The sequence below is a fragment of the Aurantimonas coralicida DSM 14790 genome (assembly GCF_000421645.1).
Taxonomy (GTDB): domain Bacteria; phylum Pseudomonadota; class Alphaproteobacteria; order Rhizobiales; family Rhizobiaceae; genus Aurantimonas; species Aurantimonas coralicida.
On sequence record NZ_ATXK01000015.1, the window covers coordinates 1 to 25220 of the forward strand.

At 62.7% G+C, this 25220-nt stretch carries 34 protein-coding genes; 16 read left to right on the forward strand and 18 right to left on the reverse strand.

Translation table 11 applies throughout. From position 1 onward, the window contains the following. A partial coding sequence (locus H536_RS23945; RefSeq protein WP_081652017.1) for a L,D-transpeptidase occupies nucleotides 1-419 on the reverse strand: 419 nt, incomplete at its 3' end. 41 nt (nucleotides 420-460) lie between these two features. Here H536_RS23945 and H536_RS24595 point away from each other — a divergent pair. Then, nucleotides 461-748 (forward strand): hypothetical protein, encoded by a 288-nt coding sequence (locus H536_RS24595; RefSeq protein WP_148233764.1) that lies wholly within the window; start codon nucleotides 461-463, stop codon nucleotides 746-748. Nucleotides 749-754: 6 nt separating this feature from the next. Here H536_RS24595 and H536_RS0120640 read toward each other — a convergent pair whose 3' ends face one another. The 4 genes from H536_RS0120640 to H536_RS0120655 form a co-directional block, all read right to left on the reverse strand. Next, the gene (locus H536_RS0120640) at nucleotides 755-1723 is read right to left on the reverse strand and encodes a L,D-transpeptidase family protein (protein ID WP_024352256.1); all 969 of its coding nucleotides are present in this window, start codon (nucleotides 1721-1723) and stop codon (nucleotides 755-757) included. Nucleotides 1724-1844: 121 nt separating this feature from the next. Then, a complete protein-coding gene (locus H536_RS0120645) occupies nucleotides 1845-2684 on the reverse strand; it encodes an EipB family protein (protein ID WP_060576946.1) in 840 nt (279 codons plus the stop codon). Beyond that, nucleotides 2674-3168, reverse strand: a complete 495-nt coding sequence (locus H536_RS0120650) for a copper chaperone PCu(A)C domain-containing protein (RefSeq protein WP_024352258.1) — start codon at nucleotides 3166-3168, stop codon at nucleotides 2674-2676. Before H536_RS0120650 ends, H536_RS0120645 begins: the two co-directional genes overlap by 11 nt. A gap of 317 nt (nucleotides 3169-3485) precedes the next feature. After that, nucleotides 3486-4169 carry a L,D-transpeptidase gene (locus H536_RS0120655; protein ID WP_035695290.1) on the reverse strand — a complete coding sequence of 228 codons (684 nt, stop codon included), beginning with the start codon at nucleotides 4167-4169 and terminating at the stop codon, nucleotides 3486-3488. Between the two features lie 776 nt (nucleotides 4170-4945). On the opposite strand from H536_RS0120655, the gene H536_RS0120665 reads away from it, so the two are divergent. Beyond that, nucleotides 4946-5200: a type II toxin-antitoxin system Phd/YefM family antitoxin gene (locus tag H536_RS0120665; protein ID WP_024352261.1), complete on the forward strand. Its 255-nt coding sequence runs from the start codon at nucleotides 4946-4948 to the stop codon at nucleotides 5198-5200. A 428-nt stretch (nucleotides 5201-5628) separates the two neighbouring features. Here the strand turns inward: H536_RS0120665 and H536_RS0120675 are convergent, their stop codons facing one another. Genes H536_RS0120675 through H536_RS0120695 form a run of 5 tightly spaced genes read right to left on the reverse strand, consistent with a single transcriptional unit; the run spans nucleotide 5629 to nucleotide 9997 of the window. After that, nucleotides 5629-6249, reverse strand: coding sequence for an SCO family protein (locus H536_RS0120675; RefSeq protein WP_009209141.1), 621 nt, complete (start codon nucleotides 6247-6249; stop codon nucleotides 5629-5631). Beyond that, on the reverse strand, nucleotides 6246-6731 hold the full coding sequence (locus H536_RS0120680) for a copper chaperone PCu(A)C (protein WP_009209142.1): 486 nt from the start codon (nucleotides 6729-6731) through the stop codon (nucleotides 6246-6248). Before H536_RS0120680 ends, H536_RS0120675 begins: the two co-directional genes overlap by 4 nt. Then, the gene (locus H536_RS0120685) at nucleotides 6728-7201 is read right to left on the reverse strand and encodes a DUF411 domain-containing protein (protein ID WP_024352262.1); all 474 of its coding nucleotides are present in this window, start codon (nucleotides 7199-7201) and stop codon (nucleotides 6728-6730) included. The genes H536_RS0120680 and H536_RS0120685 overlap by 4 nt, the downstream gene beginning before the upstream one ends. A 25-nt stretch (nucleotides 7202-7226) precedes the next feature. Next, a complete protein-coding gene (locus H536_RS23460) occupies nucleotides 7227-7826 on the reverse strand; it encodes a methyltransferase family protein (RefSeq protein WP_024352263.1) in 600 nt (199 codons plus the stop codon). Further along, entirely contained in the window at nucleotides 7823-9997 is a 2175-nt protein-coding gene (locus H536_RS0120695; protein WP_009209144.1) for a heavy metal translocating P-type ATPase, read from the reverse strand. The genes H536_RS23460 and H536_RS0120695 overlap by 4 nt, the downstream gene beginning before the upstream one ends. A 304-nt stretch (nucleotides 9998-10301) precedes the next feature. On the opposite strand from H536_RS0120695, the gene H536_RS0120700 reads away from it, so the two are divergent. The 6 genes from H536_RS0120700 (at nucleotide 10302) to H536_RS0120725 (ending at nucleotide 13941) form a co-directional block, all read left to right on the forward strand. After that, nucleotides 10302-11174 carry a ZIP family metal transporter gene (locus H536_RS0120700; protein WP_009209145.1) on the forward strand — a complete coding sequence of 291 codons (873 nt, stop codon included), beginning with the start codon at nucleotides 10302-10304 and terminating at the stop codon, nucleotides 11172-11174. A 166-nt stretch (nucleotides 11175-11340) separates the two neighbouring features. After that, nucleotides 11341-11685 (forward strand): hypothetical protein, encoded by a 345-nt coding sequence (locus H536_RS0120705; RefSeq protein WP_009209146.1) that lies wholly within the window; start codon nucleotides 11341-11343, stop codon nucleotides 11683-11685. A gap of 289 nt (nucleotides 11686-11974) precedes the next feature. Continuing rightward, the gene (locus H536_RS0120710; protein ID WP_202797860.1) at nucleotides 11975-12805 is read left to right on the forward strand and encodes a WD40/YVTN/BNR-like repeat-containing protein; all 831 of its coding nucleotides are present in this window, start codon (nucleotides 11975-11977) and stop codon (nucleotides 12803-12805) included. An 11-nt stretch (nucleotides 12806-12816) separates the two neighbouring features. After that, nucleotides 12817-13320, forward strand: coding sequence for a DUF411 domain-containing protein (locus tag H536_RS0120715; protein WP_024352265.1), 504 nt, complete (start codon nucleotides 12817-12819; stop codon nucleotides 13318-13320). A 4-nt stretch (nucleotides 13321-13324) separates the two neighbouring features. Then, nucleotides 13325-13456, forward strand: a complete 132-nt coding sequence (locus tag H536_RS25400) for a hypothetical protein (RefSeq protein WP_255341185.1) — start codon at nucleotides 13325-13327, stop codon at nucleotides 13454-13456. A 5-nt stretch (nucleotides 13457-13461) separates the two neighbouring features. Next, a complete protein-coding gene (locus H536_RS0120725) occupies nucleotides 13462-13941 on the forward strand; it encodes a c-type cytochrome (protein WP_202797861.1) in 480 nt (159 codons plus the stop codon). A gap of 105 nt (nucleotides 13942-14046) precedes the next feature. Here the strand turns inward: H536_RS0120725 and H536_RS25050 are convergent, their stop codons facing one another. Beyond that, nucleotides 14047-14226, reverse strand: a complete 180-nt coding sequence (locus H536_RS25050) for a hypothetical protein (RefSeq protein WP_192844236.1) — start codon at nucleotides 14224-14226, stop codon at nucleotides 14047-14049. 108 nt (nucleotides 14227-14334) lie between these two features. Between H536_RS25050 and H536_RS0120735 the strand changes: the two genes are divergently transcribed. After that, entirely contained in the window at nucleotides 14335-14673 is a 339-nt protein-coding gene (locus H536_RS0120735) for a hypothetical protein (RefSeq protein WP_024352267.1), read from the forward strand. A gap of 469 nt (nucleotides 14674-15142) precedes the next feature. Further along, on the forward strand, nucleotides 15143-15658 hold the full coding sequence (locus H536_RS0120740) for a cytochrome-c oxidase (RefSeq protein ID WP_148233765.1): 516 nt from the start codon (nucleotides 15143-15145) through the stop codon (nucleotides 15656-15658). Nucleotides 15659-16983: 1325 nt separating this feature from the next. Here the strand turns inward: H536_RS0120740 and H536_RS0120750 are convergent. From H536_RS0120750 to H536_RS0120760, 3 genes are all read right to left on the reverse strand, one after another. Further along, the gene (locus tag H536_RS0120750; RefSeq protein WP_024352270.1) at nucleotides 16984-17925 is read right to left on the reverse strand and encodes a cation diffusion facilitator family transporter; all 942 of its coding nucleotides are present in this window, start codon (nucleotides 17923-17925) and stop codon (nucleotides 16984-16986) included. A 204-nt stretch (nucleotides 17926-18129) separates the two neighbouring features. Then, nucleotides 18130-18456, reverse strand: a complete 327-nt coding sequence (locus tag H536_RS0120755; RefSeq protein WP_009209152.1) for a YnfA family protein — start codon at nucleotides 18454-18456, stop codon at nucleotides 18130-18132. A gap of 1 nt (nucleotide 18457) precedes the next feature. Next, the gene (locus tag H536_RS0120760; protein WP_009209153.1) at nucleotides 18458-18886 is read right to left on the reverse strand and encodes a MerR family transcriptional regulator; all 429 of its coding nucleotides are present in this window, start codon (nucleotides 18884-18886) and stop codon (nucleotides 18458-18460) included. Nucleotides 18887-19198: 312 nt separating this feature from the next. Between H536_RS0120760 and H536_RS0120765 the strand changes: the two genes are divergently transcribed. The 4 genes from H536_RS0120765 (at nucleotide 19199) to H536_RS24815 (ending at nucleotide 21419) form a co-directional block, all read left to right on the forward strand. Further along, complete coding sequence (locus H536_RS0120765; RefSeq protein WP_205620018.1) at nucleotides 19199-19612, forward strand: disulfide bond formation protein B; 414 nt, start codon at nucleotides 19199-19201, stop codon at nucleotides 19610-19612. Continuing rightward, the gene (locus H536_RS0120770) at nucleotides 19609-20274 is read left to right on the forward strand and encodes a DsbA family protein (protein ID WP_009209155.1); all 666 of its coding nucleotides are present in this window, start codon (nucleotides 19609-19611) and stop codon (nucleotides 20272-20274) included. The genes H536_RS0120765 and H536_RS0120770 overlap by 4 nt, the downstream gene beginning before the upstream one ends. Then, on the forward strand, nucleotides 20271-21053 hold the full coding sequence (locus H536_RS0120775; RefSeq protein ID WP_009209156.1) for a ZIP family metal transporter: 783 nt from the start codon (nucleotides 20271-20273) through the stop codon (nucleotides 21051-21053). Before H536_RS0120770 ends, H536_RS0120775 begins: the two co-directional genes overlap by 4 nt. A 135-nt stretch (nucleotides 21054-21188) precedes the next feature. Then, entirely contained in the window at nucleotides 21189-21419 is a 231-nt protein-coding gene (locus H536_RS24815; protein ID WP_161600114.1) for a hypothetical protein, read from the forward strand. A gap of 438 nt (nucleotides 21420-21857) precedes the next feature. On the opposite strand, the gene H536_RS0120780 is transcribed toward H536_RS24815, so the two are convergent. Together H536_RS0120780 and H536_RS0120785 are read right to left on the reverse strand one after the other, a co-directional pair. Next, the gene (locus H536_RS0120780; RefSeq protein ID WP_148233766.1) at nucleotides 21858-22088 is read right to left on the reverse strand and encodes a hypothetical protein; all 231 of its coding nucleotides are present in this window, start codon (nucleotides 22086-22088) and stop codon (nucleotides 21858-21860) included. Nucleotides 22089-22212: 124 nt separating this feature from the next. Further along, a complete protein-coding gene (locus H536_RS0120785) occupies nucleotides 22213-22815 on the reverse strand; it encodes a hypothetical protein (RefSeq protein ID WP_024352272.1) in 603 nt (200 codons plus the stop codon). Nucleotides 22816-23093: 278 nt separating this feature from the next. Here H536_RS0120785 and H536_RS0120790 point away from each other — a divergent pair, with 278 nt between their 5' ends. Further along, nucleotides 23094-23786: a hypothetical protein gene (locus H536_RS0120790; protein ID WP_024352273.1), complete on the forward strand. Its 693-nt coding sequence runs from the start codon at nucleotides 23094-23096 to the stop codon at nucleotides 23784-23786. Beyond that, the gene (locus H536_RS0120795; RefSeq protein WP_024352274.1) at nucleotides 23783-24148 is read left to right on the forward strand and encodes a hypothetical protein; all 366 of its coding nucleotides are present in this window, start codon (nucleotides 23783-23785) and stop codon (nucleotides 24146-24148) included. The genes H536_RS0120790 and H536_RS0120795 overlap by 4 nt, the downstream gene beginning before the upstream one ends. 63 nt (nucleotides 24149-24211) lie before the next feature. Here H536_RS0120795 and H536_RS0120800 read toward each other — a convergent pair whose 3' ends face one another. Further along, entirely contained in the window at nucleotides 24212-24397 is a 186-nt protein-coding gene (locus H536_RS0120800) for a hypothetical protein (RefSeq protein WP_024352275.1), read from the reverse strand. A gap of 425 nt (nucleotides 24398-24822) precedes the next feature. Beyond that, nucleotides 24823-25179, reverse strand: coding sequence for a hypothetical protein (locus H536_RS0120805; RefSeq protein WP_148233767.1), 357 nt, complete (start codon nucleotides 25177-25179; stop codon nucleotides 24823-24825). Nucleotides 25180-25220 lie beyond the last annotated feature (41 nt).

Sequence of the window (25220 nt, forward strand, 5' to 3'; positions counted from 1 at the left end):
TAGAGAGTATCTTGGCCGTTTCGATGAAGGTAAAGCGCCCGGGCACCCAAAGGGTTGCCGGGGCCGCCCTTTAGCCCTCCCGCGTATTTTGCATATTTCCCTGGTTCGCGCTTGATCATGTTTGGTGTCGGCGTCCAACGGGGCCATTCAGCCTTCCGGCCAACTACTGCCTGGCCGGAAAAGCTCAGTCCAGCTCGGCCTACGCCGATGCCGTAGCGCCGCGCGAAACCGTCTTCTTCCACCAGGTAAAGGAACCTCGCCTTCGGATCGACGACAATGGTTCCGGGTGTGAAACCAGAGAAGGCGACACGCTGCGGCAGAAACTTCGTATCAAGCTCGAACGCTTGATGCGCGGCCGTTGGACCGGACAGGGCAGAGAATAGCAGGACACCAATCATGAACTGACGTCGGTTGGTCATCTCTTATCTCCGAAGTCTGACGCTGAAGGAGATGGTCGCACATGGCCATTGATATTTGGTTGCTCGAGCGGGTTAGAGCATCGCTGCCGGATCGGGATTTGCCAAATACCAAAGAGCGCAGGTCAGAATTCATGCGCCGACTCCCGCAGTTCGATGAGGACGATTTTCAAGGGCTGATCGACAAACTTGCCGCGGCAGAGGTCGACGATACCGTCGGCGGCGGCGGCGGCGGCGGCAATGCGGTTGGAGGGCCAAGTGTCCCAACGAACTGCCAAACATTCTCGATCGGTTCAGCTCGGGCGATCCGGACATCAGGAATTGGCGGGTGATCGGACCTATTGGCCCGCCTGGTAGGGATCAACGAGAGCTGCATCGGGTCGACTGATCTGGACGGCGGTACTCGATGTTTCCCTGGCGAGCTCCTCCGCGCCGAGACGTGCCAGCAAGCTGCGGAATTTGGGGTGCATCCCGCCATCGACATAAGCCATCGCCATCTCGGCGCGGCCTTCTACAAGAAGCTTCTGCACAACCCGCTCGTCGTCGTGTCGCTTTGCCGACACTCGGGGATCGACCCTGGTATTCATGGCAGGACAGGCAGCGGTCGGTTCGAGTGCCGCAGCGCCGTCAACGCGGCGGGCATCAAACACGTAGCGCCCTCCGCAGGCCGCGACCGTCGGCTCCCTGCGGGTGACTTCGAAGACGTCGTATCCGAGCTTAAGGTTGCGCCAGAACTCGATGTTCGGGTCGCCCTGATGCTTCGCCATCTGCTCAGCCGTCATACGGAATGGGAAAGACTGGACCTGAAAATCGCTTTGTCCGATCCGGAAGGCACTTTGCGCCTCGGCGTACACCTCGGCCACGCCATTGTCTGTCATGGCAAAGCAACCCGCGGAGGAACAGGCGCCGTGGACCATGAGGGAGTCTCCGGTGTAACCGAGCGCTCGTTCCAGTTGGTTCGGATAGCCGAGATTAAAGGAGCGGTGATATTTCGAGTTCGGGTTCATCAGGCTTGCCGTAACCTGATAAAACCCCTCGGGCGCCTGCCTGTCGCCGTCAGCCGTCTTCGGCCCTAGCCGCCCTGACCAGCGGCACATTGGATGGGTCTTGTGAAGCGCGTAGCGGCCGTCTGCCCCCTGCCTCCAAACCTCCAGCTCGCTTTCCTCCTTGAATATGCGCATGAGAATCGAACCTTCCGGGCGGGTTCTCTCGGCCACTGCGAGAGTCGCCGGCGCCAGGTCCGTGTAGGCATCCTCCGTGATCGAGACACACCCGCCGATGGACAACAGGGTGATCGCGGTAAACATTGCCCGCGCCACATACGGCAGGGAAGGCATTAGATCGTAGGAGTTCAGGGTCGCGCCTCTCTCAACGGCTGGATTTGGAACCACGCGTCGGCGGCCGGGATCGTGCACCAGTTTCCGCATCTCAGGAGGCATCTTCGCAGTCAGGCGCCGACGCAAGCTCGAGCTTGGATAGTGAGCCCGAGAACGCGTAGTCGCCGTTGTCGATTATGATGTCGTCCGAGATGCCGTTCTCGTACAGGGTGTAGCTTGTCTGGAACAGTGGCAGGCCGTCCAGCTTGCTGTCACTATTGTAATAGGACTCCGCCACCCGCCATCTGCGCAGATCGAGCATCGCAGCGACAGGCGAGGAGGCAGCCTCAGGATTCGCCGGTCCGGGCGGCGTTGCCTCCGCTTCGACGGGGGTGATGATCGCCGTCGTCGTCAGGAGTTTCCCTGCCTCGTTGTCGCCGTCATAGAGACGGGCCTCGACGAGGCTTTCCCCAGCAATCGCCATGTCGATGAGATCCATCGTGTGCGCTGTGGGAAAGACCGACAATGGCAGGTCGAACGTTTCGGCACTTGGCTCGGCAATTTCAACACGCGTACGAGTATCCGTATTTGTCGCGCTGCCGCGGATGACCCATCCCTCGACGTTGTCGACGAAGGTCCGCGTGGTGAAGTGGTAGGCCCTTGCGGCGAAATTCTCGACCGAAACCGTCTGCTGGTCGGTGACGACGGTGGCATCCTCGCGCTCAAAGCGGGCGACGAAGCGGTAGTCCAGCTCGATCTGCTCACAGGCTTCGCGCTCGAGTTTAAGGGCGATGCGTCCGCTGCCACCGACGAGATCGGAGGACTTGCGGAGCATAGACATATCGTAGACAGCCAGATGGGGCACAATGTCTGCTGCCTTGGCAGGGAACGCAAACAAGCTGGTCGCGATCATCGTCAAGATCAGGGCCGAACGAGATCGATCACGAGCCATGATGATGGTCCTCCGGGGGTGATCCCGCGGCAAGCACATTCGCCACAATGGTCCGTTCGCTGCCGTCGAAGAAGGAAACTGTAACGGGCACCATTGCGCCAGGCGACAAGGCCGGCTCCTGCGGGGCAGCCAGGAGATGCAGGCCTGTCTCCTTCATGAGAAGTTCGGAGCGTGCGGGAACGGCAAGACCACCGGACAGGCCCGCTCGTGGCTTGTCCTCTGAATGCGGACCGCGGGAGACGGCGATGCGGGCAACGGCCGGGCTTGTCACCCCGCTGATCGTCACGCTGCTACCGGTGCCGTTCCAGACGACCAGATAGAGGTCGATCGGCTCGGCAGGATCGGGAGACAGGACGAACTCGGCGTGCTCAACCGTCAAGAGTTCGCCTGGTCTGGAAGGGTGCACCGTCCTGGCAGACGCCGATCCGGGTACGAACGTCAGGATTAGCGCAAGGGTACTGACCGCCACGAAGCGTCGATCCATTTGGGCATTCATCCTTGACTAGGTTCGCGACTGATTTCAGCGACAGTTCCGGCGGATTTGAGGCGATCGCCTCGCCGACGACGGCGGTGGGTGTTTGGCGGACCACCGATATTCGATGATCACGACAGCCGTGGCTCAGCGACCGCGATGCTCGTCCGCTTACGCAATTGTATGGCAGGACTTATCGGCACATCGTTTGGATGGCCGGACCGTCCGAAGATCGGAGATCGGGTCCAAACTCCGGCCCGGTCCTAAACGGCGAACGCTCGAACTTGTGAGGGAGTCCGCCAGACTCGATGGCGCTCGGTCACCCGCTGTTAGGCAGACATAGCGGTCGCTGGATCCGGAATTACTCGGATAGGGGTTCCGTCCGGGACCCGTCCGTACAGGTCGATGACATCCTGATTCAGGAGGCGAATGCAACCAGAGGAAACCGCTTTTCCGATCGACCAAGCCTGATTTGTACCATGCAAGCGGTAGAGCGTATCGCGCCCATCCTGAAAGATGTAGAGCGCCCTGGCCCCGAGTGGGTTGTCGAGGGACGGTGGCATTCCACCGTTCGCCGCACTGTATGGCGCGAGTTCGGGTTCACGCTTGATCATCTCGGCCGGAGGCGTCCATGTCGGCCATTTGCGCTTATAGGCGATCGTCGCCCGCCCTGACCAGGAGAAGCCGCCGCGACCGACGCCGATCCCGTAGCGCATCGCCGTTCCTTCTTCCATCACGAGGTAGAGGTACTTGGCGGGCGTATCGACAACGAGCGTTCCGACCCGCTCGGTGGTGGGGTAGTCGACGACTTGCCGCCAGAGCCGTCGATCGAGATTGCTAACGTCGACCGCCGGGATCGGAAAGCGCTCATTGGGCATCGCCCGGTACATCGCGGGGAGTACGGGCTTGGGCTCTGGAGGCTTGATCGGAACGACACGTGTCGGCTCCTGCGTGGAGACGCAGCCCGTGAGCGCAACGCTCGCCATTACCGCAATGAATGCGCGACGGTCCATGCCGGTCGCTCCATCCCGGCTTGCCGAATCGCACGATGGATGGGTGATTGCCGGGGGGCGGCGCGTCTTGGCGTCGATCATGTCTTCTCCTTGAAATAGGCGTGGCCCGAGAGGCCGTCGAGTTCTCATCGGGTTCTTGGATCGGTTCGCTCATGCGCGCAAACGCGGTACGGCGAGCGCGTGAACCGGCCTTAAAAGCACGGATGCGAGAGCGGCGCGGGAGCGATGAATTCGAGCTGCCGCGCTACAAAAGCTTTCGGCTCAGTGCTGTTGTCTAGTAACTACGAGATGGGTGGACGCTCGATCCGGCCGGGGGAGCCTCCGGAGCCCAACTCGATCGACCGCGGAAGGGGGAGCACGGCTCTGCGAGGGCTCTCCACAAACGGCCCCACGACCTGCATTGCAGGAAGTTTGCAGTGGAGGGCGTGGGCCGAACTCGCCTCCTGCGTCGTCGCTGGCGCCGGGCCGTCCATAGTGCCCGCTCCATAGAGCGGATCCAATGAAAGCCGCTCCGCCATGTGGCAGGGACTTTCGACCGCCTCGACCACGGCCGCGGCGTGACTCATCGACCCAAGTAGCAGGGCGGCAAGCAGCGCGAGGCGGAGGAAAATTCCCATGGATGGGTCATAGCAGCGGCTTTGTTGCTCGCAACTTAAAGAGCGAGCAACTTTGTTTGATGTGACACGCATGGCGACATGGTGGTGGCTTCCGCATTGACCAGCCCCCCCCCCTGGGGCGGGAAAGGGTACGAATGTTATGCTTTCAGGAGCTATGCCATGAGGGAGTTCACGTTCTCCGACCTGAACCGCAGCTCGGGCGACATCCTCGACCGCGCGCTGAGCGAGCCGGTGGGCCTGAGGAAGCGCGGGAAGCGGAAGATCGTCATGGTCCCGTCGGAGGCCTGGGACAGACTCAGCCGGCTCGACGAGGGCCACCAGGCGCACTGGGTCGACCAAGCGCCGGAGGAGGACCTCGAGAACCTCATGGCTGGCTTCCAGGAACTCATCGACGCCGGGGAGCACGCCGAGTGAACGTCGGCGGGGTCTACCGCTTCAACTACCTCTGGGACCATGAGGCGGAGCGCGGCGAGGAGAGCGGCCGCAAGATCCGCCGCATCGTCTTCATGATGTAGATCGGCGGGTGGCGGTACCTGTTCCCGATGTCCGGTGACCCGCCAGCGCCGCGCGAGAACGGCGTTGACGGGTGTTCGTGATCGTTCCCGATATGGAGCGCCGCCGGATTGGGCTCGGGCACGACACCGAGAAGCCAATCCAATGCGGAACGCTTTCATCCTCGGTGCGGCCTCTTTTCACCCCTGTGCCGCAATGAGCGCATTCGCGCGGGCTGGGGCATGTTTCGATTTCCAGATTTTTGCGAAAGGCCGGTTCGTTGGCTGCTTGTGGGTGGCGTCGGCAGCAGCTTTTTGCTCGAGTCAGCTTGAGCGCCGCTTCGGCATCTCTCAGCTAGCCAACAGGCGCTCAACTTTTTGCCGCTGGACCTCTGGCGACTCGTGGATGTCCAATGTGCCGTAAAAGCTTCCGTCGCGATCAAATAGGTAGACCCCGGCGGAATGATCGACCGTGTATTCGCCGTTCTCCAGCGGAACGAGTGCGCGGTAGGCCTTGAAAGCCGAGAATGCCTCGTCAACTTCTGCCTCTGTGCCGGTCAGACCAACAATCTGCGGATCAAACGACTTTAGGTATTCGTTGAGCCGCTCCGGCGTATCCCGCTCCGGATCGCCGCTGATCAAGAGTACCTGAAGATCGTCGCCTTGGGGACCAAGATCGTCCAGCAGCACCGAGAGTTCACCAAGGGTCGTCGGACAGATATCCGGACAATTCGTGAAGCCGAAGAACAGCGCTACCGGCTCACCCCGAAAGTCACGCCATTCACGGCGTCGCCCTTCGTGGTCGACAAGAGAAAACTCGCCGCCAATGTTGGCGATACCGGATGACGCTTCTCCGGGGAGGGGAGCCTGACCCGAAGCGCGCATGATGGTGACGCCAGCAGTCGCGCCCACGAACAGGCACAGGACGACGACGGCGCCCCACAACGTTCTGCGAAGGGTTTTCGGGCTCACTGTCGTTTCTCCAGATGGCTATCTGACGCTTCCGCAGGGCGTCCGCCGAAGCCTTCGACTGTGAACTCGACCGGCACGGAACCCGCCTTCTCGAACACGAGAGTTCCTGCGAAGGGCTCGGCTTCCAGAATCGGCTTCTTCATGCCCGTCAACATCACGTGGGTGGCGCCTGGCTTTAGTGAGATGGTTTCGCCCGGAGCGATTGGGAGCCCACCCTCGAGCGGGCGCATCCGTGCGACTCCGTCGACAATTTTGGAGGTGTGCAACCTGAATCCTGCCGAGACGTCCGCGGAACCGCCAATCAGCCGATCCGGCTCGCTGCCGTTGTTCGTGACTGTCAGATATCCCACGCCGGTCTTGGCTGTTGCAGGCGTTGCGCGCGACCAGGGATGACCGATGACCAGGTCCCCGGCCGTTACTTCGTGCGCGGCCGCAGCTCCGGTCAGGGTGAGGACGAGGACGATCGATGTCGGAAACCTCATTGTACTGGAACATCCTTGGACTGCGGGTAGGTGTCGTAGACGGTTGCAGATCCGTCAGTCTGCACGAGAAGTACGTCGTACGGTTCGCCGCTTTCGCCCATGCCGGGAGACCCCACCGGCATTCCGGGCACGGCGAGGCCGATCGCATCCGGTCGCTCTTTAAGGAGGCGCGCCACAGAGGCGGCCGGAACATGCCCCTCGATGACATATCCTTCGACAAAACCGGTGTGGCAGGAAGTCTGATCCTGCTTCAGTCCGGCCTTCATTTTTCGAGCATACAGATCAGCCATCGCGAGGTTGTCGTTCGTCACTTCGAACCCGGCGCCCTCCATGTGTTTAATCCAGCCGATGCAGCAGCCGCAGCCAGATGTGGAAAAGACCTCCACCGATTCGCCTGTCGCCGATGCGACGGACGACATCATGAGTAAGCCTGCCGCAGCCGTCGCGAGCGTGTTCCCAAAACTACGCATCTTGCTCTCCTTGATTTGACACGGATTAGAACCATCGTCGCACCCGGGACCGGTAAGCGACGTATTGGTCTGTGAAGGCACTTTCGAGGAACCGCTCCTCATCCCGGACCTGAATCTCGCAGGCCAGCCAGAAGGCGGTGGCGCAAACGATCATCGCGATCGACGGAACCGCCAGTGCCAGGCCTAGGGCCATTGCGAGCATGCCGAGGAACACCGGGTTGCGTGAGACCCCAAATGAACCCTGCGTGACCAGTGCGTCCGGCGCGGCGGAGGGAACTCCCACACGCCAACGTCTTCCCATGCTGGACTGTGCAAAAACCGTCAGGAACTGGCCTGCCAGCGCCAACGCCAATCCGACTGCGTGCAGCCATTCGAGCTTGCCGACCGGACGCAGGATCGGCCACCTTATCTCTGCGGCGTATCCGATCAGCGCGCCAAGGGCGCCGATGACACTCAGGCGGAACAATCCCTGTGCGACCTGCTGGCGTGAGTTTCCGGCGAAGCCGTAAGCCTTGCCGTCGATCATGGACGACGTTCGGCTGGTTGCAATCATCAGCCAGAAGCAGGTTGTCAGGAGAACGATGAGAGGCCCGAGGCGGAGGACTTGCTCGGTCACGTTGATCATTGCGGCCTCCAGCCGAGCAGTCGCATGGCGTTGGCTGTCACCAGTACCGTTGCTCCTGTATCTGCCAGGATAGCTGGCCAGAGGCCCGTCACGCCGAGTAAAGTCGTCACCAGGAACACCGCCTTGAGGCCAAGCGCGATCGCGATGTTCTGATGAATGTTGCGCATTGCGGATCGCGACAAGGCAATCATGTCCGGAATGTCCTGAACCCGGCCATGCAGGACCGCGGCGTCCGCTGTTTCCAGAGCCACGTCGGTCCCTCCACCCATGGCGATGCCTATGTCTGCGGCAGCCAGGGCGGGGGCATCGTTGATGCCGTCGCCGACCTTGGCAACGAAATGGCCCTCCGCCTGGAGGTCTCGCACCGCCTGCTGCTTGTCCTGCGGCAGCAATTCCGACCGCGCCCGGATCCCCAGGCTCTTCGCTACGGCGTCTCCTGTCCGTCGGTTGTCGCCCGTCAGCATCATGATCAGGACGCCTCGACCGCGCAGGGCCCTGAGCCCCGATGCGGCATCGGGGCGGGGCTCGTCCCGCATGGCGATCAGACCTGCAACCGTGTTACCGGCCAGAAGGACGGAGACGGTCTTGCCCGCGTCGTTGAGAACGGTGATCTTGGTGCTAACGTTCTCGCAGATCTGCGTGCGCCGACCTGCAGCCAGGGGAGAGCCGAGGAATACCCGTTCGCCGCCGACGCTGCCGGCGATCCCTTCGCCCGGAATGGCTTCGGCGTCGAACGCCGGCGGGAGCGGCGCCTTCCTGGCCTTTGCCTCCTGCAGAATTGCCATAGCCAGCGGGTGGCTTGATCCCTGTTCCAGCGACGCGGCCAAGGAAAGTATGTCCCGCTCCGCTCGGCCGATCGCGATCACGTCGGTGACCTCGGGCTTTCCCATCGTGATTGTCCCGGTCTTGTCGAGCGCGACAGCGGTCACTCTGCCGAGGTTCTCCAGTACCGCACCGCCCTTCATGAGGAGACCTCGGCGGGCACCGGCGGACATTCCGGCAGCGATGGCCGCAGGGGTCGAGATGACGAGCGCGCAGGGGCAGCCGATCAAGAGGATGGCCAGACCCTTGTAGATCCAGTCGTTCCAAGGCTCGGCGAAAAGGAGCGGAGGCAGGATCGCCGTCAGCGCCGCGAATACCAGGACGCCAGGGGTGTAGTAACGGGAGAACCGGTCGATGAACCTCTCGGTTGGGGCCTTTGCCTCCTGGGCCTCCTCCACCAGCCGCACCACACGCGCGATGGTATTGTCGGAAGCGGCGGCAGTGACCTTGATCCGCAGCACACCGCTTGCATTGATCGTGCCCGCGAACACCGTGTCGCCGACGCTCTTGCGCTTTGGTACGCTCTCTCCTGTCACGGGCGCTTCGTCGACCTCGCCGGCTCCCTCGGCGATGACGCCGTCCGCCGCAACGCGATCGCCGGGGCGCACCAGAATTATGGAGCCGACGGCCAGTCCGTCGGCGGCTACCGCGACCGTCTCGCCGTCCCGCACCAGAAGCGCCGTCTTCGGCACGAGGTCCGTCAGGCCCTGAATATTCTTCCGTGCCCGACCGGCGGCCACGCCCTCCAGCATCTCGCCGATCAGAAACAGGAGGACCACGGCCGCTGCTTCTTCCGTCGCGCCGATGATCACCGCGCCGACGGCGGCAATCGTCATCAGCATCTCGATGGAAAACGGCGAGCCGTAGCGAGCTGCTGCGGCGGCGCGCCTTGCGATCGGAACGAGGCCAACGGCGAGTGCTAGCAGGAAGGCCCAGCTCTCAAACGCTGGAAAAGCCACGCCCGCCAGATAGGCAATTGCCAATGCGAGGCCGCACGTCAGCGTCAGAACCGCCTTGGGCGTTCTCCACCACGCTTCATCGCCAGCATGCTCGTGGGCATGCGAATGATGGTTCGGATTCTCGCCATCAGTGGGAGCCGCCGCATTGCCGGTTCCTCGGACGCCGCGGCTAACTTCTCCGATTCCGTAACCGAGGTTCTTTACCTGGCGGATGATTGCTGCCGGAGTGAGCGCCTTCTCGTGTGCCACCGTCATCGTGCCGGCCGCGACCGACACGGCTACGTCTCCGACGCCTTCCAGACGTCGCACAGCCTTGTCGATCTTCGACGCGCACGAGGCACAATCCATGCCGCTGACGCGGTAGCGTGTCTGCTGGAGTTCTGCCGCCATCGGTGGGTCCCATCTTCTGCCACCGGATGGCTACAACCTCCAGCGGCTAGAGGAGCAAGCCCCTGATCGTAGAAATGTTTCACAAGATATCAGCCGACCATCCCGGTGTGCATCAAAGGCGCCTTGAATGACAGGATGAGGCCCCCGCTTTGGCCCGCCGAACCCTTCCGATTCTGTCGCCCGGAGCTAGGTTCATTCAAGCCTTCGGATCGTTGAGCGCAGGGCAGGAAAGCCTGATGAGAGCAACAGAAGTTCATTATCTGCCATCGCACCATCGCCAACACGACAGCTCAGGGGACGCGGCATGAGTAGTTTCTGGCAGGTCTTCTTCCTGTCTCTCCTGCCGGGAGCGGGAAATTTCGCCGGGGCGCTCGTGGCAGAGTTCTGGAAGCCGTCTTCCCGACTACTGAACTGGGCGCTGCATGCCGCTTCCGGAATCGTCATCGCGATCGTCGCGGTCGAACTAATCCCCGAGGCCGTAGACGTTCTGGCCGGCTGGTGGCTCGCGGCAGCCTTCGCGGCGGGCGGCGTCTCCTATGTCATGATCGAGGCCCTCGTGGAGGGACTTCAGAAGGATGGCAGCCGCGGGAACCGAACGGGGATGTGGATGATCTACGTCGCCGTCGCGGTGGATCTCACCAGCGACGGCATGATGCTCGGAACGGGCTCGGCCGTATCCAGCAACCTTGCGATGGTTCTGGCGTTCGGCCAGGTATTGGCCGATGTCCCGGAAGGCTACGCCGCGATGGCCAACTTCCGGGACAAGGGGGTGCCCCGACGGCGTCGGCTGCTTCTTTCGGCGTCGTTCATCCTGTTTTGTGTCGGGTCCGCCCTCGTCGCATTCTTCATACTGCGAGGTGCGGGAGAGAGCGTGAAGATGGCAGCCCTTGTCTTCGTTGCCGGCTTGCTGACCGTGGCAGCCGTCGAGGATATGCTGGAAGAGGCGCACGAGGCGCGCGAGGACGACCGGGGATCCGTGCTTGCTTTCGTGGGGGGCTTCACCCTTTTCACGCTTGTGTCAGCCGGGTTGGAAACCGTGACGGGTGGCGAAGCCCGCGCAAGCGAACCTATCGACGCTCGTATTTTCGCAGGACAGCAAACCCAAACGATGCCTGATGCGGCGGCCTTTGCCGAAGGCTATCAAAATAGCCTCTTGTCGCTCTTGACCTTCCAGTGAGGGGAAGCCCCATCTGTTCACTGCGATGGTAATGGACCATCGTGACGCTAGCCGTGGGATGTCCAGGAGATCAGATGGTCTGCTCGCCATGATCCGGTCTGGCTTCAGGACAGATCGCCCATGTGCCGCGCTGGCAATTGGACAGAACGAGGAATAGCCTACGCTCATGCAGTTCATCGCCCGCCTGATATTTGTCGCACTCCTCGCCGCATTCGCGGCGAGTTCGGTTGCGCATGCGGCTGGCTCGGCAAAGATGGCCGCCGACATGGTGGCCATCGACGTCGCATCCATGGACATGGCGGACTGCGAGGCCTGTGATGGTCCCGAAGTTGGCGGTATGGGCCTCGCCTGCGATTTCCTTTGCGGCTCAGGCAGTCTTGCGGCCGTCCTCGGACCGCACGGCGATCGGTTCGTTCAGCCGACGGGCGGTCTATTGGACCCGGCGGTAACTGACGACCATTGTGGCCTGACGTGCCCTCCGACAGAGCAGCCCCCTCGAACTCTCATCTGATCTGACGCCCGGCGCTATCGCGTCGGGGCGTCTTTCCGTGACTATCGGTGCGTTGGCGCCGAAGCACGGTGGTGACCGATGCCGGATTATTTCCGGCTTTTCGGCAGACGACCAATCGATCAGTGACAGTTGAACAATGGCTCGAAATCCCGACCCGGCGCCTTCGGGCGCCACCATGTCCGCCTCCGGGAGCCCGCAGGGCTTCCTCCATCAGACCCGACGCGGATTTCTGTCTGCTTCCTTGACCGCAGTCGGACTTCTGGCGCTTCCGGTCGCGTTACGCCCGGCCATGTCGGCATCGTTCCCGGCCGTGGTTCTCGCATTCGACGGGAAGGCGCTGCTCGTCGCAGGAGCAACGCTCAGTCGCAGCGACGACGGGGGACGCACGCGAAGCACCTTGTCCGGGCCCGATGGCATCCTTGCGCTGGCAACGCATCCCGAACGGCCAGGCCGCATCGTCGCCGGGCTCGCTTCCGGCCGGGTTGCCATCTCGCAGGATGGAGGACGCACATGGAAAGATCGTGCTGTCGGAAACGGCGAAGGGGCCGTCGACACGGTCATCATGGCGGCTGGCCAGCCCGACATGATGTACGCCGCGATCCGCAGTGACGGCCTCTGGAAAAGCGAGGATGCCGGCAGGAACTGGAGCCTCGCGATGGACCGTCCGTGGCTCGATGATGCGGAGCGTGATCTTCGCTCGCTTGCCTCGGTCGATCTCGCGACCGGCATGGGCGGGATCTGGATCTACGCGGGCACCGACACCGGGATCACGCGCGTGCCGGATTGCTTCTGCCGTTGGCAGGACGTTCAGCCCGGCAACGCGATGGACGCTCTGGTAGCCGGCGATGCACCGCCTCCCGAAGCGCCGCTGCCGTCGGGCGAGCCGGTCCGTGCGCTGGTCAGCGTACATACCGCCCCGGAGACCCTCTACGCCGCGCTGCCGTCGGGTGTCTGGAATTCAAAGGACGCCGGCGTCGTCTGGTCCCGTTTGACGTCGGGTGACGCCTCCGCCGTGGCGGTGAACCCGATCGATCCTGAACACATCGTCGCCGCTCTGGATGGCGGCCTGAAACAGAGCCGCGACCGCGGCATCACCTGGTCCGCGCTTGCGGCATCCTGAAGGATTTTATCATGAAGAAAGCTTTTGCCATCACCTCGATTGCGGCCCTCGCGGTCGCTGGAGGTATTGCCTTCGGCACCTTGTCCTCGGCGCAGGATGCAAGCCGGGCGACCACCGCTGATGCCGCCCCCACGGAACAGACCATGCCGTCCAGGCAGGTCACGATCTGGCGGGACCCCAACTGCGGGTGCTGCGACACCTACGCCGAGTACCTCGAAAGCAAGGGCTATCATGTCACCCGCGTCGACGATCCGGGTTTCGATCGGCGCTCGGTCGAGGTCGGCGTGCCGCAGGACGGGATCGGCTGCCATCTCGCCGAGATCGACGGCTACTACGTCAGCGGCCTCGTGCCGGCGGAGATCATCGAGCGCCTGGTGACGGAGCGTCCGAAGATCGCCGGTATCACGCTCCCTGGCATGCCGGGCAATGCCCCCGGAATGGCACCGGAGAAGACCGGCACGTTGAAGACGTATGCCTTCGGCGAGGGCGGAATCTCCGTCTACTCCGATGAGTGAGTGCATGGGCGGAATGATGGGCGGGCCGATGATGGGCCTGATGATGGCCGGCGGCGGGCTTGTGCTCTTGCTCGTCGTGTCGGTTCTGGTCCTTGGCGTCGTGGCGCTGGCGAAATACGTCCGGGGGCAGAAATGAAGACAATGGCAGTCGTCCTCGCCACCGGTGCTGCGGCGACGGCTTTCGTGGTCGCCGCCGTGCTGGCGGAGCAGCGCGGCGGCGAGGCGGCTGCGCAGGACGTCACCTTCCTGGGCGAGCCGGTCACGGCGGAGGAGATCGCTCTTGGGCAGGACCTTTACGCCGCGAACTGCGCGTCTTGCCATGGCGACAATCTGGAGGGTCAAACCGACTGGATGCGGCGGCTCGATAACGGCCGAATGCCGGCGCCGCCGCATGACGAGACCGGGCACACCTGGCACCACGCGGATCGGCAGCTCTTCATCATTACAAGGCTGGGCGTTGGTGGGGTCGTGCCGGGCTACGACAGCGACATGCCCGCCTTCAAAGACGTGCTGACGGACGAACAGATCCGGACAGTGCTCGCCTTCATCAAGAGCACTTGGCCGGAGCGGCAGCGCACGTTTCAGGCCGACGTCACAGCGAACGACGAGGGTGACTCGTGAACACGGCTGTCGCTCGAGATCCTTGGCAGCGGGACAGCGCGGAGGGCATCGCGCTGTTCGGAAACATCATCGCAAACGGAAGGAACTGAACTTGACCGACACATCTCATCCGGCCCCGAGGCCGCGCTCCGCTGGGTTTCGCATGCCGCTGGGCCGCAGGGGGCTGGTGATCGCCACGATGGCGATCACCAGCGCGGGGATGGCGTTGAACTGGGGCTGGCTCACGGCGATCGGGGCCGCACCGTTGATCCTGGCGCTCGCCCCCTGCGCTGTGATGTGCGCCACCGGATACTGCGTCATGTGCAAGAGCAAAAGCTGTGACGCAGACAGGAGCCCGACCGACGTGCCGGGTACGACCAGGGACTGAAACCAAACCCAACTGAGGTAACGACCATGAAAACGAACACCAGACTTGGCCTTGCGATCGCGTTCGCGGCCATCATTGCCGCACCCGTGACCTTCGCGCAGGAGGATGCCGCGCCTGAGAAGATGATGCAGGGCGACACCATGAAGGGCAGTGACATGCAGGGCGGCGACATGTCCGGCATGCAAGGCATGATGGGCGGTGAGGAGTCCGGCATGCAGGGCATGCAAGGCATGCAAGGCATGCAAGGCATGCAAGGCATGATGCAGATGATGCAGCAGATGCGCCCGATGATGGAGGCCTGCACCGAGATGATGCAGGCAATGGCCGCCCAGCCTCACCACGCCGTCCCGAAAAACGACGGCTAATAGTCGCGCAGGCCCGCACCGACATTCGGGCCTGCGTCTCCCCGCTGAAAGAGACCCGATGAAATCAGCCTACCTCTCCCTGCCTCGCCTACGACTGCGGGCGCTGACGGATATCGGCGCGCTCGGTATTGGCGCTGCGCTTCCCAGGCGAGGGTGCGCAGCGCGGACTATCAGTCAGGCCCGTCACCGACGAGACGGCGCAACCGGGCCAAACCGCCCACGTCAAAGCTCGGGAGTTCTCGGTATCACGCCTGATCCCGGATCAGTTGACGAACCAACCAGTCGGAGCGAGAGAACACGGTCTCTCGCAGGCGCGTCGCGGCGCTCACCGGGAAGGTCACAGCCGGTGGCAGTCCGCCGACGGCTTGGAGGGCGGATAGCGGAACGTATCGTTCTCATCCTGGCGTTGATGCTCGCGCCCATTGGAAGCGCTTCCGCGCATAGTTCCGACGCCCCGATCGACGAACTCATGGCCGAGCGGGAGCCCGCCTTCGAGCATTCCGATGGACGCCTTGCGCCACCGCTGAATGGGACCGCTGCCGACGGATCGACGGTGCGTCTGGACGGGCTTCAGGACAAGATACTCGTGGTCAGCTTCGCACCCGCGGTCTGCGGTTCGCCTTGCATTGCGCAGCAGGCGCTTTTGCGCGCGGTGCAAGAGGGGGTGAACATCACGTCGATGCGCGATCGGGTCACCTTCCTCACGGTGGGTGTCGCCTCTGTCGCAGACTTGGACAGATCGAACTGGCTGCCCGTCACGGTGGGTGATGGCGCCGCCAAGGCGGCGGCGTCCTTCGCAGCCCTGTCCGCGCGTACGACCTACGCGCCAATGATCCATGTCATCGACCGCGGTGGACGCCATGCCGCCATCTTCCACGGCGCGGAATTCGCCCGCACGAACCTGATTGTCTACATCAACGCATTGACGAACACGCCACCGCCGGAGAGCGGCTGGCTCGACAGCATCCTTCGAGCGTTTCAATGATCGCGGCGCCGATGTCACATGTTGCGGAGCGGCGAAACTGGCTGGTCGCGCTGCGCCGTTATCTCGTATTCGCGGCCCTTGCGAACCTTTTGTGGGAGTTCTCCCACCTACCTTCTCTCCGCTCGTTCCCGCGTCCGAGGCGTTCATGAAGGAGGCGGCGTCCGGCAGGACTCCGGTCTGTGCTTCTCGAGAACCCACCGTCGACCGAGGTTGTTGTCGACCTCGGCCGCATGATGACCGTGGGCCGTGGTCTGGAGCTGGACGCGGCAGGAAGGTTTCCGGACTGACGAGGGGCGGGCCGGGTTCGGAAGCGCGCTTGAGCGCAAGCACGGGCGCTTCGTCTACCCGGACGCCTTCGTACGCGCACTATCCAGGTGGCGCAGCCGCATCGTTTCGAAGCACGAGAAGGATTCGGAACTCGGCCGCATCTATCGATCAATCCGGATGCTCCGCGTCACGGCGTACCCGCATTGGGAGGCGGGGGCTGTTGAAGTCCTGCTGTTCGCGGTCCTCGAGGACGGCGAACTTCCCGCCACAGAAAAGGAGTTGGCTGCGGAGCTGAATGCCCAGCTCGACCCCGTCGCCCTTCCGGAGGGGTACTCCTGGGTCGAGGGACGTCTTAAGGATCGGCACCCTCGACCAACTCACGGCGCGCGACCTGCACGAGAGCCAGGTCTTGGACCTGAATTTCCTCAGCGGGATCTGAAACATCGTTCCTGAGCGGCCGAGGGAGTTCGTCGGCACTCCGAAGGCGCCTCGTGGACTGCTTCGCCTTCGCTTAGTGACCTCTGACCCGTGCCGAGTCAACCTTTCGCGCACTCCTTTCGGATCGAGTCAGGTTCCGCGCCGACAGAGTCAAAGACCTAGTCGCAGTGGCGCACCTTAAATCAATATAAACAGAGACTTAGTCGATTCACTGAGTCATTTATCCGGGTGCGGCTACAGGAGAGGAGACGGCGCAGAGCGGGAGGACGATTGAGAAGCTGTCTTCTTCCGAGCCGTAAGCAGTATGCTTCCGAGCCGCCAAGGCTGCGGATTCATTTCAGTGACCGAAGCCCGTCCGACAAATTCCCCGGTGCGCAGTTCCGATTCTGACCCGTCGAAAACCGAGCCTCCGTGCGCACACTGCCTCGTGGATCTGACACCAACCATCATGGAATCGCGCTGTGGAGCCACGACTGGAGGTGGGATTATTCGCCAGAGCCGGGTTGAGGTGTCCGTTTACATCTGCCTCCCAACGCTGTCCGGCGCTCGTCAGAAATCACTTTTGCTGGGCCGAGTTTTCGGCAAGGAGAAGCAGACTCTGGAACTCGGTGCGGCCGGTCTCAATCATCCTCTTGCCGGCTAGGACGGGCGTCGTGGCCATACAGATCTGCGCTGCAATGCGACTGGTCCTCTCGCTCGAACTCGAGCGTTGAATGGGTGATGCCGAACTCGCTTTCGAGCATCCGCTTGATGGCTTGCTTGATGTCTTCGAGGCGATCCCAGGCTTTCTTCTCTATCACCACATGGGTGTCGAGAGCGGCAACATGCTCCTCCATCTGCCAAAAATGGGCATGATGGATGTCCGCGACACCGTCGACTCCGCGTAACGCATCGACAACGGAGTCGTTGTCGATGTCCGGCGGGCTGCCCAGCATCAGGGTCCGGATCGGGCCTCCAATCTCGGTGAAAGCGAGATAGAGGATGTAGAGCGCGATGCCGATCGTGATGGCCGGATCAACCCAGCGCATGTCGTAGAGAATGATGAGCGTACCGCCGATGATGACGGCAAGCGATGCCAGTGCGTCCGAGAGATTATGGAGGAAGAGCGCGCGGATATTCACGCTGCCTTTCTGCATGGAGTACGTGAGCAAAGCCGTTAACGTGTCGACCACAAGTGCCACGCCGCCCAGGATGACCACCGTCCAGCCCGCGACCTCGGGGGGATCGATCATCCGCATGCCGCCCTCGTAGATCAGGTAGAAGCCGACGAGGATCAGCGTGGTGTAGTTGATAAGCGCCGCAACGATTTCGATCCGGCCATAGCCGAAGGTCATACGTGCATCCGCCGGCCTCCGTGCGATCTTGCGTGCGGCAAAAGCAATTGCCAGCGACGCCATGTCGGAGAAATTGTGCAGTGCGTCGGCGACCAGCGCGAGGCTGCCGGACAGGATGCCTCCAAAAATCTGGGCGACTGTCAGTAAAGCGTTGGCCCAGATTGCAATCGAGACCCGGCGGTCGCCGGAATCCGGGTCGATATGCGCATGTCCATGATCGTGCGGCATCGGATGTTCCCTTTGGCCCATAGTGCTGAAGAATCGACGCCCATAACGGTCCGCGGACGCAGTCCAAGGATTTGCGGCCTATCACCCGTGTGCCATAGGTGCATTGGCGCATCGTGCGGATGGAGCGGTGCACCAACATCAGCCGAAGAATCGGTCGACGAGACGTGTAATCGCTCCAGCAACTGTAGCTTCAAGAGGAAAGATTCAGGCGCCACGCGGGGCGGCGAGTATGATCGCTGCGCCGAGTAGGCAGACTGTGGTACCGAGCACATCCCATCTGTCGGGGCGATGTGCTTCGGCGAGCCACATCCAGAGGACCGAGGCCGCGATATAGACCCCGCCATAGGCGGCGAAGGCTCGTCCCGCTGCGATGGTATCGACCTGTGCGAGAAGCCAGCCGAACGCCACAAGAGCGACCACACCCGGCGCGAGCCAAAGGGCAGATGCATCAAGGCGCCACCATGCCCAGATGGCAAAGCAGCCGGCGATCTCGGCCAGCGCGGCAAGCGGATAGACGAGTGCCGCGGGCATTCTAGGCGCCGATCTCGTTGTGGTCGGTCAGGCATTCAGAATGGTCGCGCAGTACCTCCAGCACGCGGCAATCGGCTGTTCGGCCACCGCTACATTCATGCACCATGCGTTCGAGTTCCGTACGCAAGGCTTCCAGCCGCGCGAGACGCTGCTCCACCTGCTTCAACTGCCGTCTCGCAATGGAGTCGGCTTCCTGGCACGGCTTATCTGGCTGATCGCTCAGATTCAGGAGTTCGCGGATCGCTTCCAGTCTGAAGCCGAGCTGTCGAGCATGACGGATGAAGGACAACCGGTCGAGTTCGGCGTCGCCGTAGCGCCGCTGTCCGCCCTCGGTTCGGCCCGGTTCGGGCATCAGCCCGATCTGCTCGTAGTAGCGGATCGTTTGCACCTTCGACCCAGTCTTCCTGGCAAGAGCGCCAATAGTCAGCATCCGCGTCTCCGCAATGTTCCAGTCTTGGTAGATACTGCTGCGCGGATCGGCAAGGGGAGCTCCCGAGTCACAGGCACGTGAAACCATCGTGGGTCTCAGGAAAGCAGCTTGAACCTCCAGTAGCTTGAGGATGTAGGAACGCAATGAACCGAGAATCGCGGTCAGGCCGATTGTATTGAAACTGACACCCTTCCGGAAATCGTGTGCGGGCGTCTCGGAGCACGCGTTCTTCATGCTGCTGGCCCGGACGGGAATTCCCGCTGGGGAGGCGCTCGCTGAGTTGAGAGGGTACATAGACGCATGACAACGAGAGTGACTGGCGAAGCAGCGTTGACTGCCGCATGGGTTGTAACGGTTGTGGCGTCGCTCTCGGTGCTGTTCATCGGCGAGGTGCTGGGCCGGATGCCCTGCCTGCTGTGCTGGTATCAGCGTGCCTTTATGTTTCCGCTACCAATCGTCCTAGGCCTTGGCCTCTGGTGGCAGGATGCCCGCGTCGGGCGCTACGGTGTAGCGCTCAGCCTCGGGGGGGGGATGGTCGCGCTTTGGCATATCGGCCTCTACGCGGGCATCATCCCGGAGCCCGTCCAGCCATGCACCGCGACGGGACCTTCCTGCACCGACGACAACCAGGCAATCCTTGGCGTCCCCATCCCGCTTCTGTCGCTTCTGGCCTTCATTCTCACGGCGAGCTTATCGATTCTCTCTTTGAAGGAACCGCGTTCATGACCCGCCGACCATTGATTCTGTCCATTCTTGTCGTGGGCCTTGCGGTCTTCGCTGCGGCCTCGTGGTTCGCTACGCGCCCCGCGGCCATCACCGCCACTGCCACGGGGACCCTCCCGCCTGAGCAGGCTGAGGCATTGTTGCGACCGTATTCGCCGATCCTTGGACCGGAGCAAGCACCGGTCACTATTGTCGAGTTCTTTGATCCCGCCTGCGAGGCTTGCCGCGCCTTCTACCCGACTGTGAAGCAGATTATAGCCGAGCATGGCGCGGCGGTGCGCGTGGTCCTACGCTACACACCGTTCCATGGCGAGGGGTCCGAAGAAGCCATCCGCGTCCTTGAGGCGGCGAGGATGCAGGGCGTCTTCGAACCGGTGCTTCAAGCCATCATGCGCGAGCAGCCGCAATGGGCCTCGCATGGAGCTCCTGAGCCAGGGCTGGTCCTGCAGATCGCTGCAAGTGCGGGACTCGATGCCGATGCCGCTCGAACACAAATGCAGGCGCCTCAGACAACGGCAATCCTGAACCAGGATCGCGCCGATGTGGAAACCATGGGTGTAAGCCAGACTCCGACATTCTTCGTAAATGGGAGGCCGCTCGCGCCGTTCGGAAAAGCGGAACTGAGGACGAGAGTGGCCGAAGAGGTAGCCGCAAGTGGCTCGTGACTGAATTTTCCCCGATAGCTCTCGGATTTTTGGGCAGCCTTGCTGCCGGATCCCTGACCGCCTTCGGTGCCGTTCCGGTGCTCTTTGGACGACTTCCTTCGCAAGGAACGCGAGATCTCTCGCTCGGGTTCGCGGCGGGGGTGATGCTGGCCGCCTCGTTCTTCTCGCTGATCATTCCTGCGCTCGACGCTGCTGAGTTGCAATTCGACAACGAGGCGGCACCGGCTGCTATCGTCTGCCTGGCAATCCTGCTCGGCATGGGCGCCGTTGCACTGATGAATGAGAAGCTGCCGCATGAGCACTTTAGCGTGGGGCGCGAAGGGCCCGAGGCCGCCTCGCTCAGGCGCGTCTGGCTCTTCATCATCGCGATCACAATCCACAATTTCCCGGAGGGTCTTGCTGTCGGCGTTGGCTTCGGATCAGGCGGGCTGAAGGACGGATTGCCTTTGGCCATCGGGATCGGGTTGCAAAACGCCCCCGAGGGTCTTGCTGTGGCCGTGTCGCTTCTGGGGGAGGGGTATTCAAAGCGTCGTGCTTGGGGCATCGCCGCACTGACTGGGCTGGTGGAACCGATCGGCGGTCTGCTCGGCGCGGGTATCATTACGTTTTCGCAGCCGCTTCTGCCTTGGGGGTTAGCCTTCGCCGCGGGCGCGATGCTCTATGTGATCAGTCACGAGATCATACCTGAGACGCACCGTAGGGGGCATCAGGACAAGGCAACTCTGGGCCTGTCCATCGGTTTCGTCCTCATGCTGTTTCTGGATGTCTGGCTTGGTTAGACATCCTCTCATAACAGCAATTCATTGTGAAATACCGAAAATTCGGCGAGCTATATGTGATTGGTATCGTATATCTATGTAAATCGTGCAGAATCTGGTTAATATTATTATTTGATTATATGAAAGGAATGTAAATTGTTGAGGATTGGAACTCTTGGGGTTATGGCGATAGCTGTAGTATATGCCATGATCGCGTTTTTTGGAGCAATGGGTCTGGGTTACTTGGCTCTAATGATCGCTGGAATGTCAATTTCCATAGGAGACGGGTATTTAAATTTTGTTTACGCAATATTGTTTATGGGTTCGGCAGTAATCGCGATAATCGCCGGAAAAGGCTACCTCGATTCAAGAGATCGTAACGAATGAGTCTAATAATTTCTGCGGAGTTCGAGTAATAATTCCCGAATTTTCTTAGGATGTCTATTCGTCCACTGGCGGTCAGAAGATTGAGTTTGGCCACAATGCGAGAAAATATCAGTAAGCAGTAATCAGCGATCTGCTGACGAGCAGGATCGTGTCCGCCGCGAGGAGGGGAAGGCTGTCGAGTTGACCCGGCAAGCGGAATGGCCCGCGGCTTACATCCGGAAGGAGGCGGTGACGAGCCTCGGATACGAGAAGTGGCTGTCGACGTACCTTTTGGAACACCGGGCCACACGCCGGAAGAACTCGCCCGGCGTTCCGACCACTCCTCAGGTCGTGCTCGAGACGCACTGCGGGACGCGGTCGCACTGCGGAAGGACATGAACAGACCGGGCACGAGGCGCGGGGGGTAGCAGACTGACGGGCCGGCGCGCGCCGACCGCCTCAAAAATGCCGCTGCCACAGGCGCCTCGCGAAGAACGCGCCGACGCACAGTGCAGTCAGCATCCCGGTCGCCACAACAGCGGCCGCCTTCGCGCCCGGCACCTCCGCAAGCTGCCTCCGGTAGGTCGGAGAGCTGGCGAGATGGCCATCTCGCCCACGACGCCGCCGAAACGCCGGCAGCCACCACAAGTCCACGAACAGGCCGAGTGGGAAGCTGGCCGTGATGAGCATCGGCCTCGCCAGAGGAAGGACCGCCGCAGGCCTCCGTACTCCGGCCTTCGCCGGGTTGCCAGCCACCTGCGCGGTGCCCTGAAACAGAAAGGGGCGTCCCATCTTTGAGCCGCCCCCGCAAGCGTCATTCCATCACCAGTCGAGGCCCACCCGCCTTCCGGTGCCGCACCCGATCAGTGAAAGACTCGATCGCCGACGGCTCCTTTCGTCCGGCCAACTCCTCGGCCGACGGCTCCGCTTCCCGACGCCGACACGGTTCGACACCCAGAGCGCCGCCGCCCATCCCCCGCGCCAGCCGCCCGCAGACGAGGCCGCCGGCTGCCGCAAGGCGATTGAGGTCGTGCGGCCGGAGCCGGAGGAGCCAGCTCACCTGGTCCGGCGACAGCGCCGACAGGTCGACCTGCCGGCGGTCCGTCGCCGAAGCGCGGGCGTAGGCGTGAACGATCGCGGACACCGGGTCCGTTCCATCGGGGCGTGGCTCGAGGACGGACGGAAGCAAGCCAGGGAGTTCGCGGGCGCGACCGCGCTTGGCGACCAGCGCCGCGATGTCCTTCGCGGTGTCCGGCGCCGGTGCGGGCTCGGGCGGCATGGGGAGGGAGCCGCCTCCACCGCCGAGCATCCGGCCGGGTATGGACGCCAGCCAGTCGAGTGCGGTCCAGCACCAGCGGCCGGCGGCGGCGAGGCTGGAAGCGGCGGCGCGGAGTGCGGCGGCGATGGCTGCGAGCATGCGGGTGTCCTCCCTCTAAGTGCACCGAAGGATGGTGGCTAAAATTGCAAGCGGCGAATTGAGCCTCTGCGAACCGCATTTCGAGGACGGGCTCGACGCGCCGCCCGACTCCTGGGATGTATCCCGTCCCACATCAATGGACGTCCGATGATCCCCTCCGTCACCCTCATCTCCAGCACTGCCGCCACCGTCGCGGCCCGCCGCATAGGCGGCGTGTGGCTGCCGAGCATGAGGGTGTCTGGCACCGACCCGAACGGGTGCCGCAACGGAGGATCGGCATGTCCGACAACGACAACAGCATCATCAGCCTCGACGACCTGAACGCGACCCAGAAGAATTTCGGGATCGTTTACTCCGACGGCGGAGTCCCGGCCGACTTCGCGAAGGTCGCAATCATCGCACTGACGGTCCGCGAGCAGTTCGCGACCAACCCGGCCCTGTTCGGCGGGGCGCCGGAGATCTTCCCCGACCCCGAGGACCCGACCCGCCAATGCTTCGTCCTTCGCGGCGCTGCGGTGTGGGTATGTACGCAGACCGACTTCGGTCCGCACCTACTCGACTTGGTCAAGTCGACGGGCGCCTGCTTCCGCCGCCGGGATGGGATGGCGTTCCTGATCTCCGCGCTGGCCCGAGACGCGGCATTCGCGGAGCGATTCAACGCCCGCATCGACCCGGTGGAACTCCTCGAGGAGAAGCTGGTCGGTTACCTCGAGCAGCACGGCTACCGTCTCGTCTTCGAGGTGCTCGAGAAGGCCGGCACGCCGGAGGAGCCCTGCACGATGATGATGCACGAACTGCGCGAATTGATCCTCGAACACCACCTCGAAACCGTAGTGTGCACGCGCATGCCGATCTTGGGGCTCACCCGCCTCCAGCTCGGAGACGTGCTCGATGGTTGGATGGGGGCGCACGACAGCAGTGTTCAGCGCCTCCTTGGTGACATGCCGGAGTTCGGGGCGGAGCACGAATGATGGCCGAGGTCGTGAAGCTGAACCCCAAGCTGCGCGCCGAGGGGAACGCGCGGACCAGCGGAGGTGCCGAGGTGCGCGACTTCCCCGACCGCGAGCGCGAGGTAGAGAACGAGCGGCTCGACTTGCTGGCAGACTGGCTCGCGGAGAACGAGGACTGGCTCTTCGAGTTGGTCCTCGAGCGCTCGGACGAGCCGTTCCGGGACCACGACCACTTGTCCGAATGGGTCCAGCTCAACTGGGAAGGATCCGAAACCTTCAGCGGCGCGCCCCGCGAAGGCCTCCGGTGGCAGGCGGCGAACGACTTGCTCTTCCACTGCATGGAAGGCGAGGAGTATGACCTCGAGGCTCTCCGACCCGAATAGGGTCGCTCGACGCCAAGACGATCACGACAAAGGCCCCGGCACCACTGCCGAGGCCTCTTCGTTTCAGGCCCGCCACCCGCAGCGCACGATACCGAACCTGTTGTGCTCCAGCACCTGCCGCACATGGTCGTCCGCCGTCGGCCGGATCGCCTGCCACCCGTCGCAGCCGGACGGGCTACCCGTCGTCGCGCACCCAGCGAGGCAGCTCGTCGCGAGCGGCGCGATTATCGAGACGGTCAACTTGTTCATCGATCCGGTTCCTTTCACACAGCGCGTCGAGGAGGCTGGCGCTACCCGAGACTCCTCGGCTCGCCGCCCGGCGCCGTACACGCGGGCAAGGATGCCGAGGTCTACCAGTGCGCCGGCCCCGGCGGCCGCGAGCCAGCGGCCGGCGGGGGCGCAACCAAGCGAGGGCGGCGGTCATGCGGCGACGCCTTCGTAAGCCCACAACATCGCCGACCCCGATGACCTCGAGTACGAGATCGTCAGGGAATGCGTCGAGCGCGGCCGGGTTTGTATCGTCGCCGCTGACCTTCGGAAGAACGGCAAGTTCGCCGTCCTTGAAGGCGACTTCATGGACCACGTGAGCAAGAAGGTCGCGGAGATCGAAGAGGTGGACAAAAGGCATTGAGAGCGGCGTGCGTCGCTTCCGCCTTCGCTCCCTCCACTGTAGCTCATGGAGCCGCCCCATTCATCCTGGCCGCCGGCTGTAGCAAAGGGCACGGGTTGAACGAACTCATCGCCGCGCGGAACGTGTCAGCATCCGGCGTGCCATGAAGCGCCATCCGTAAACTGCCGTCGCAACAGCATACCGGATGGGCGCGCTCGAGGATCACATCGAAGCCGTGCGCCGCCTCAACGGCCAGCATGCAAGACTCGAACGAGATGACGGATCCTTGGATCGTCGCCCAATCGGCGGGCACCGAACTGGGGTCACGGCACCGGACCAGTGCCGTTTCCGCTGTTCGGCGCGGCTCGAGAAAGCTCGAAAAGTAGCTGCTCTTGCGCAGCGGCGAGCGTGCACCCTTCACGGTGCCTACACTTCCATGTCGAGGTGGATTCGGCGGCGGCG

Excerpts from the sequence above, each read along its gene's own strand:
- H536_RS0120645 (WP_060576946.1), bottom strand. The coding sequence starts at position 2,684 with ATGGCTCGTGATCGATCTCGTTCGGCCCTGATCTTGACGATGATCGCG.
- H536_RS0120740 (WP_148233765.1), top strand. The coding sequence starts at position 15,143 with ATGGCCGAGCGGGAGCCCGCCTTCGAGCATTCCGATGGACGCCTTGCG.
- H536_RS0120680 (WP_009209142.1), bottom strand. The coding sequence starts at position 6,731 with ATGAGGTTTCCGACATCGATCGTCCTCGTCCTCACCCTGACCGGAGCT.
- H536_RS0120725 (WP_202797861.1), top strand. The coding sequence starts at position 13,462 with ATGGCAGTCGTCCTCGCCACCGGTGCTGCGGCGACGGCTTTCGTGGTC.
- H536_RS0120700 (WP_009209145.1), top strand. The coding sequence starts at position 10,302 with ATGAGTAGTTTCTGGCAGGTCTTCTTCCTGTCTCTCCTGCCGGGAGCG.
- H536_RS0120650 (WP_024352258.1), bottom strand. The coding sequence starts at position 3,168 with ATGGATCGACGCTTCGTGGCGGTCAGTACCCTTGCGCTAATCCTGACG.
- H536_RS0120695 (WP_009209144.1), bottom strand. The coding sequence starts at position 9,997 with ATGGCGGCAGAACTCCAGCAGACACGCTACCGCGTCAGCGGCATGGAT.
- H536_RS0120785 (WP_024352272.1), bottom strand. The coding sequence starts at position 22,815 with ATGCTCGCAGCCATCGCCGCCGCACTCCGCGCCGCCGCTTCCAGCCTC.
- H536_RS0120710 (WP_202797860.1), top strand. The coding sequence starts at position 11,975 with ATGTCGGCATCGTTCCCGGCCGTGGTTCTCGCATTCGACGGGAAGGCG.
- H536_RS0120770 (WP_009209155.1), top strand. The coding sequence starts at position 19,609 with ATGACCCGCCGACCATTGATTCTGTCCATTCTTGTCGTGGGCCTTGCG.
- H536_RS0120735 (WP_024352267.1), top strand. The coding sequence starts at position 14,335 with ATGAAAACGAACACCAGACTTGGCCTTGCGATCGCGTTCGCGGCCATC.
- H536_RS0120715 (WP_024352265.1), top strand. The coding sequence starts at position 12,817 with ATGAAGAAAGCTTTTGCCATCACCTCGATTGCGGCCCTCGCGGTCGCT.
- H536_RS25400 (WP_255341185.1), top strand. The coding sequence starts at position 13,325 with ATGGGCGGAATGATGGGCGGGCCGATGATGGGCCTGATGATGGCCGGC.
- H536_RS0120750 (WP_024352270.1), bottom strand. The coding sequence starts at position 17,925 with ATGCCGCACGATCATGGACATGCGCATATCGACCCGGATTCCGGCGAC.
- H536_RS24595 (WP_148233764.1), top strand. The coding sequence starts at position 461 with ATGGCCATTGATATTTGGTTGCTCGAGCGGGTTAGAGCATCGCTGCCG.
- H536_RS0120640 (WP_024352256.1), bottom strand. The coding sequence starts at position 1,723 with ATGTTTACCGCGATCACCCTGTTGTCCATCGGCGGGTGTGTCTCGATC.
- H536_RS0120800 (WP_024352275.1), bottom strand. The coding sequence starts at position 24,397 with ATGAACAAGTTGACCGTCTCGATAATCGCGCCGCTCGCGACGAGCTGC.
- H536_RS0120685 (WP_024352262.1), bottom strand. The coding sequence starts at position 7,201 with ATGCGTAGTTTTGGGAACACGCTCGCGACGGCTGCGGCAGGCTTACTC.
- H536_RS0120790 (WP_024352273.1), top strand. The coding sequence starts at position 23,094 with ATGTCCGACAACGACAACAGCATCATCAGCCTCGACGACCTGAACGCG.
- H536_RS0120760 (WP_009209153.1), bottom strand. The coding sequence starts at position 18,886 with ATGCTGACTATTGGCGCTCTTGCCAGGAAGACTGGGTCGAAGGTGCAA.
- H536_RS0120795 (WP_024352274.1), top strand. The coding sequence starts at position 23,783 with ATGATGGCCGAGGTCGTGAAGCTGAACCCCAAGCTGCGCGCCGAGGGG.
- H536_RS0120655 (WP_035695290.1), bottom strand. The coding sequence starts at position 4,169 with ATGGACCGTCGCGCATTCATTGCGGTAATGGCGAGCGTTGCGCTCACG.
- H536_RS0120705 (WP_009209146.1), top strand. The coding sequence starts at position 11,341 with ATGCAGTTCATCGCCCGCCTGATATTTGTCGCACTCCTCGCCGCATTC.
- H536_RS0120755 (WP_009209152.1), bottom strand. The coding sequence starts at position 18,456 with ATGCCCGCGGCACTCGTCTATCCGCTTGCCGCGCTGGCCGAGATCGCC.
- H536_RS0120665 (WP_024352261.1), top strand. The coding sequence starts at position 4,946 with ATGAGGGAGTTCACGTTCTCCGACCTGAACCGCAGCTCGGGCGACATC.
- H536_RS23460 (WP_024352263.1), bottom strand. The coding sequence starts at position 7,826 with ATGATCAACGTGACCGAGCAAGTCCTCCGCCTCGGGCCTCTCATCGTT.
- H536_RS0120780 (WP_148233766.1), bottom strand. The coding sequence starts at position 22,088 with ATGCTCATCACGGCCAGCTTCCCACTCGGCCTGTTCGTGGACTTGTGG.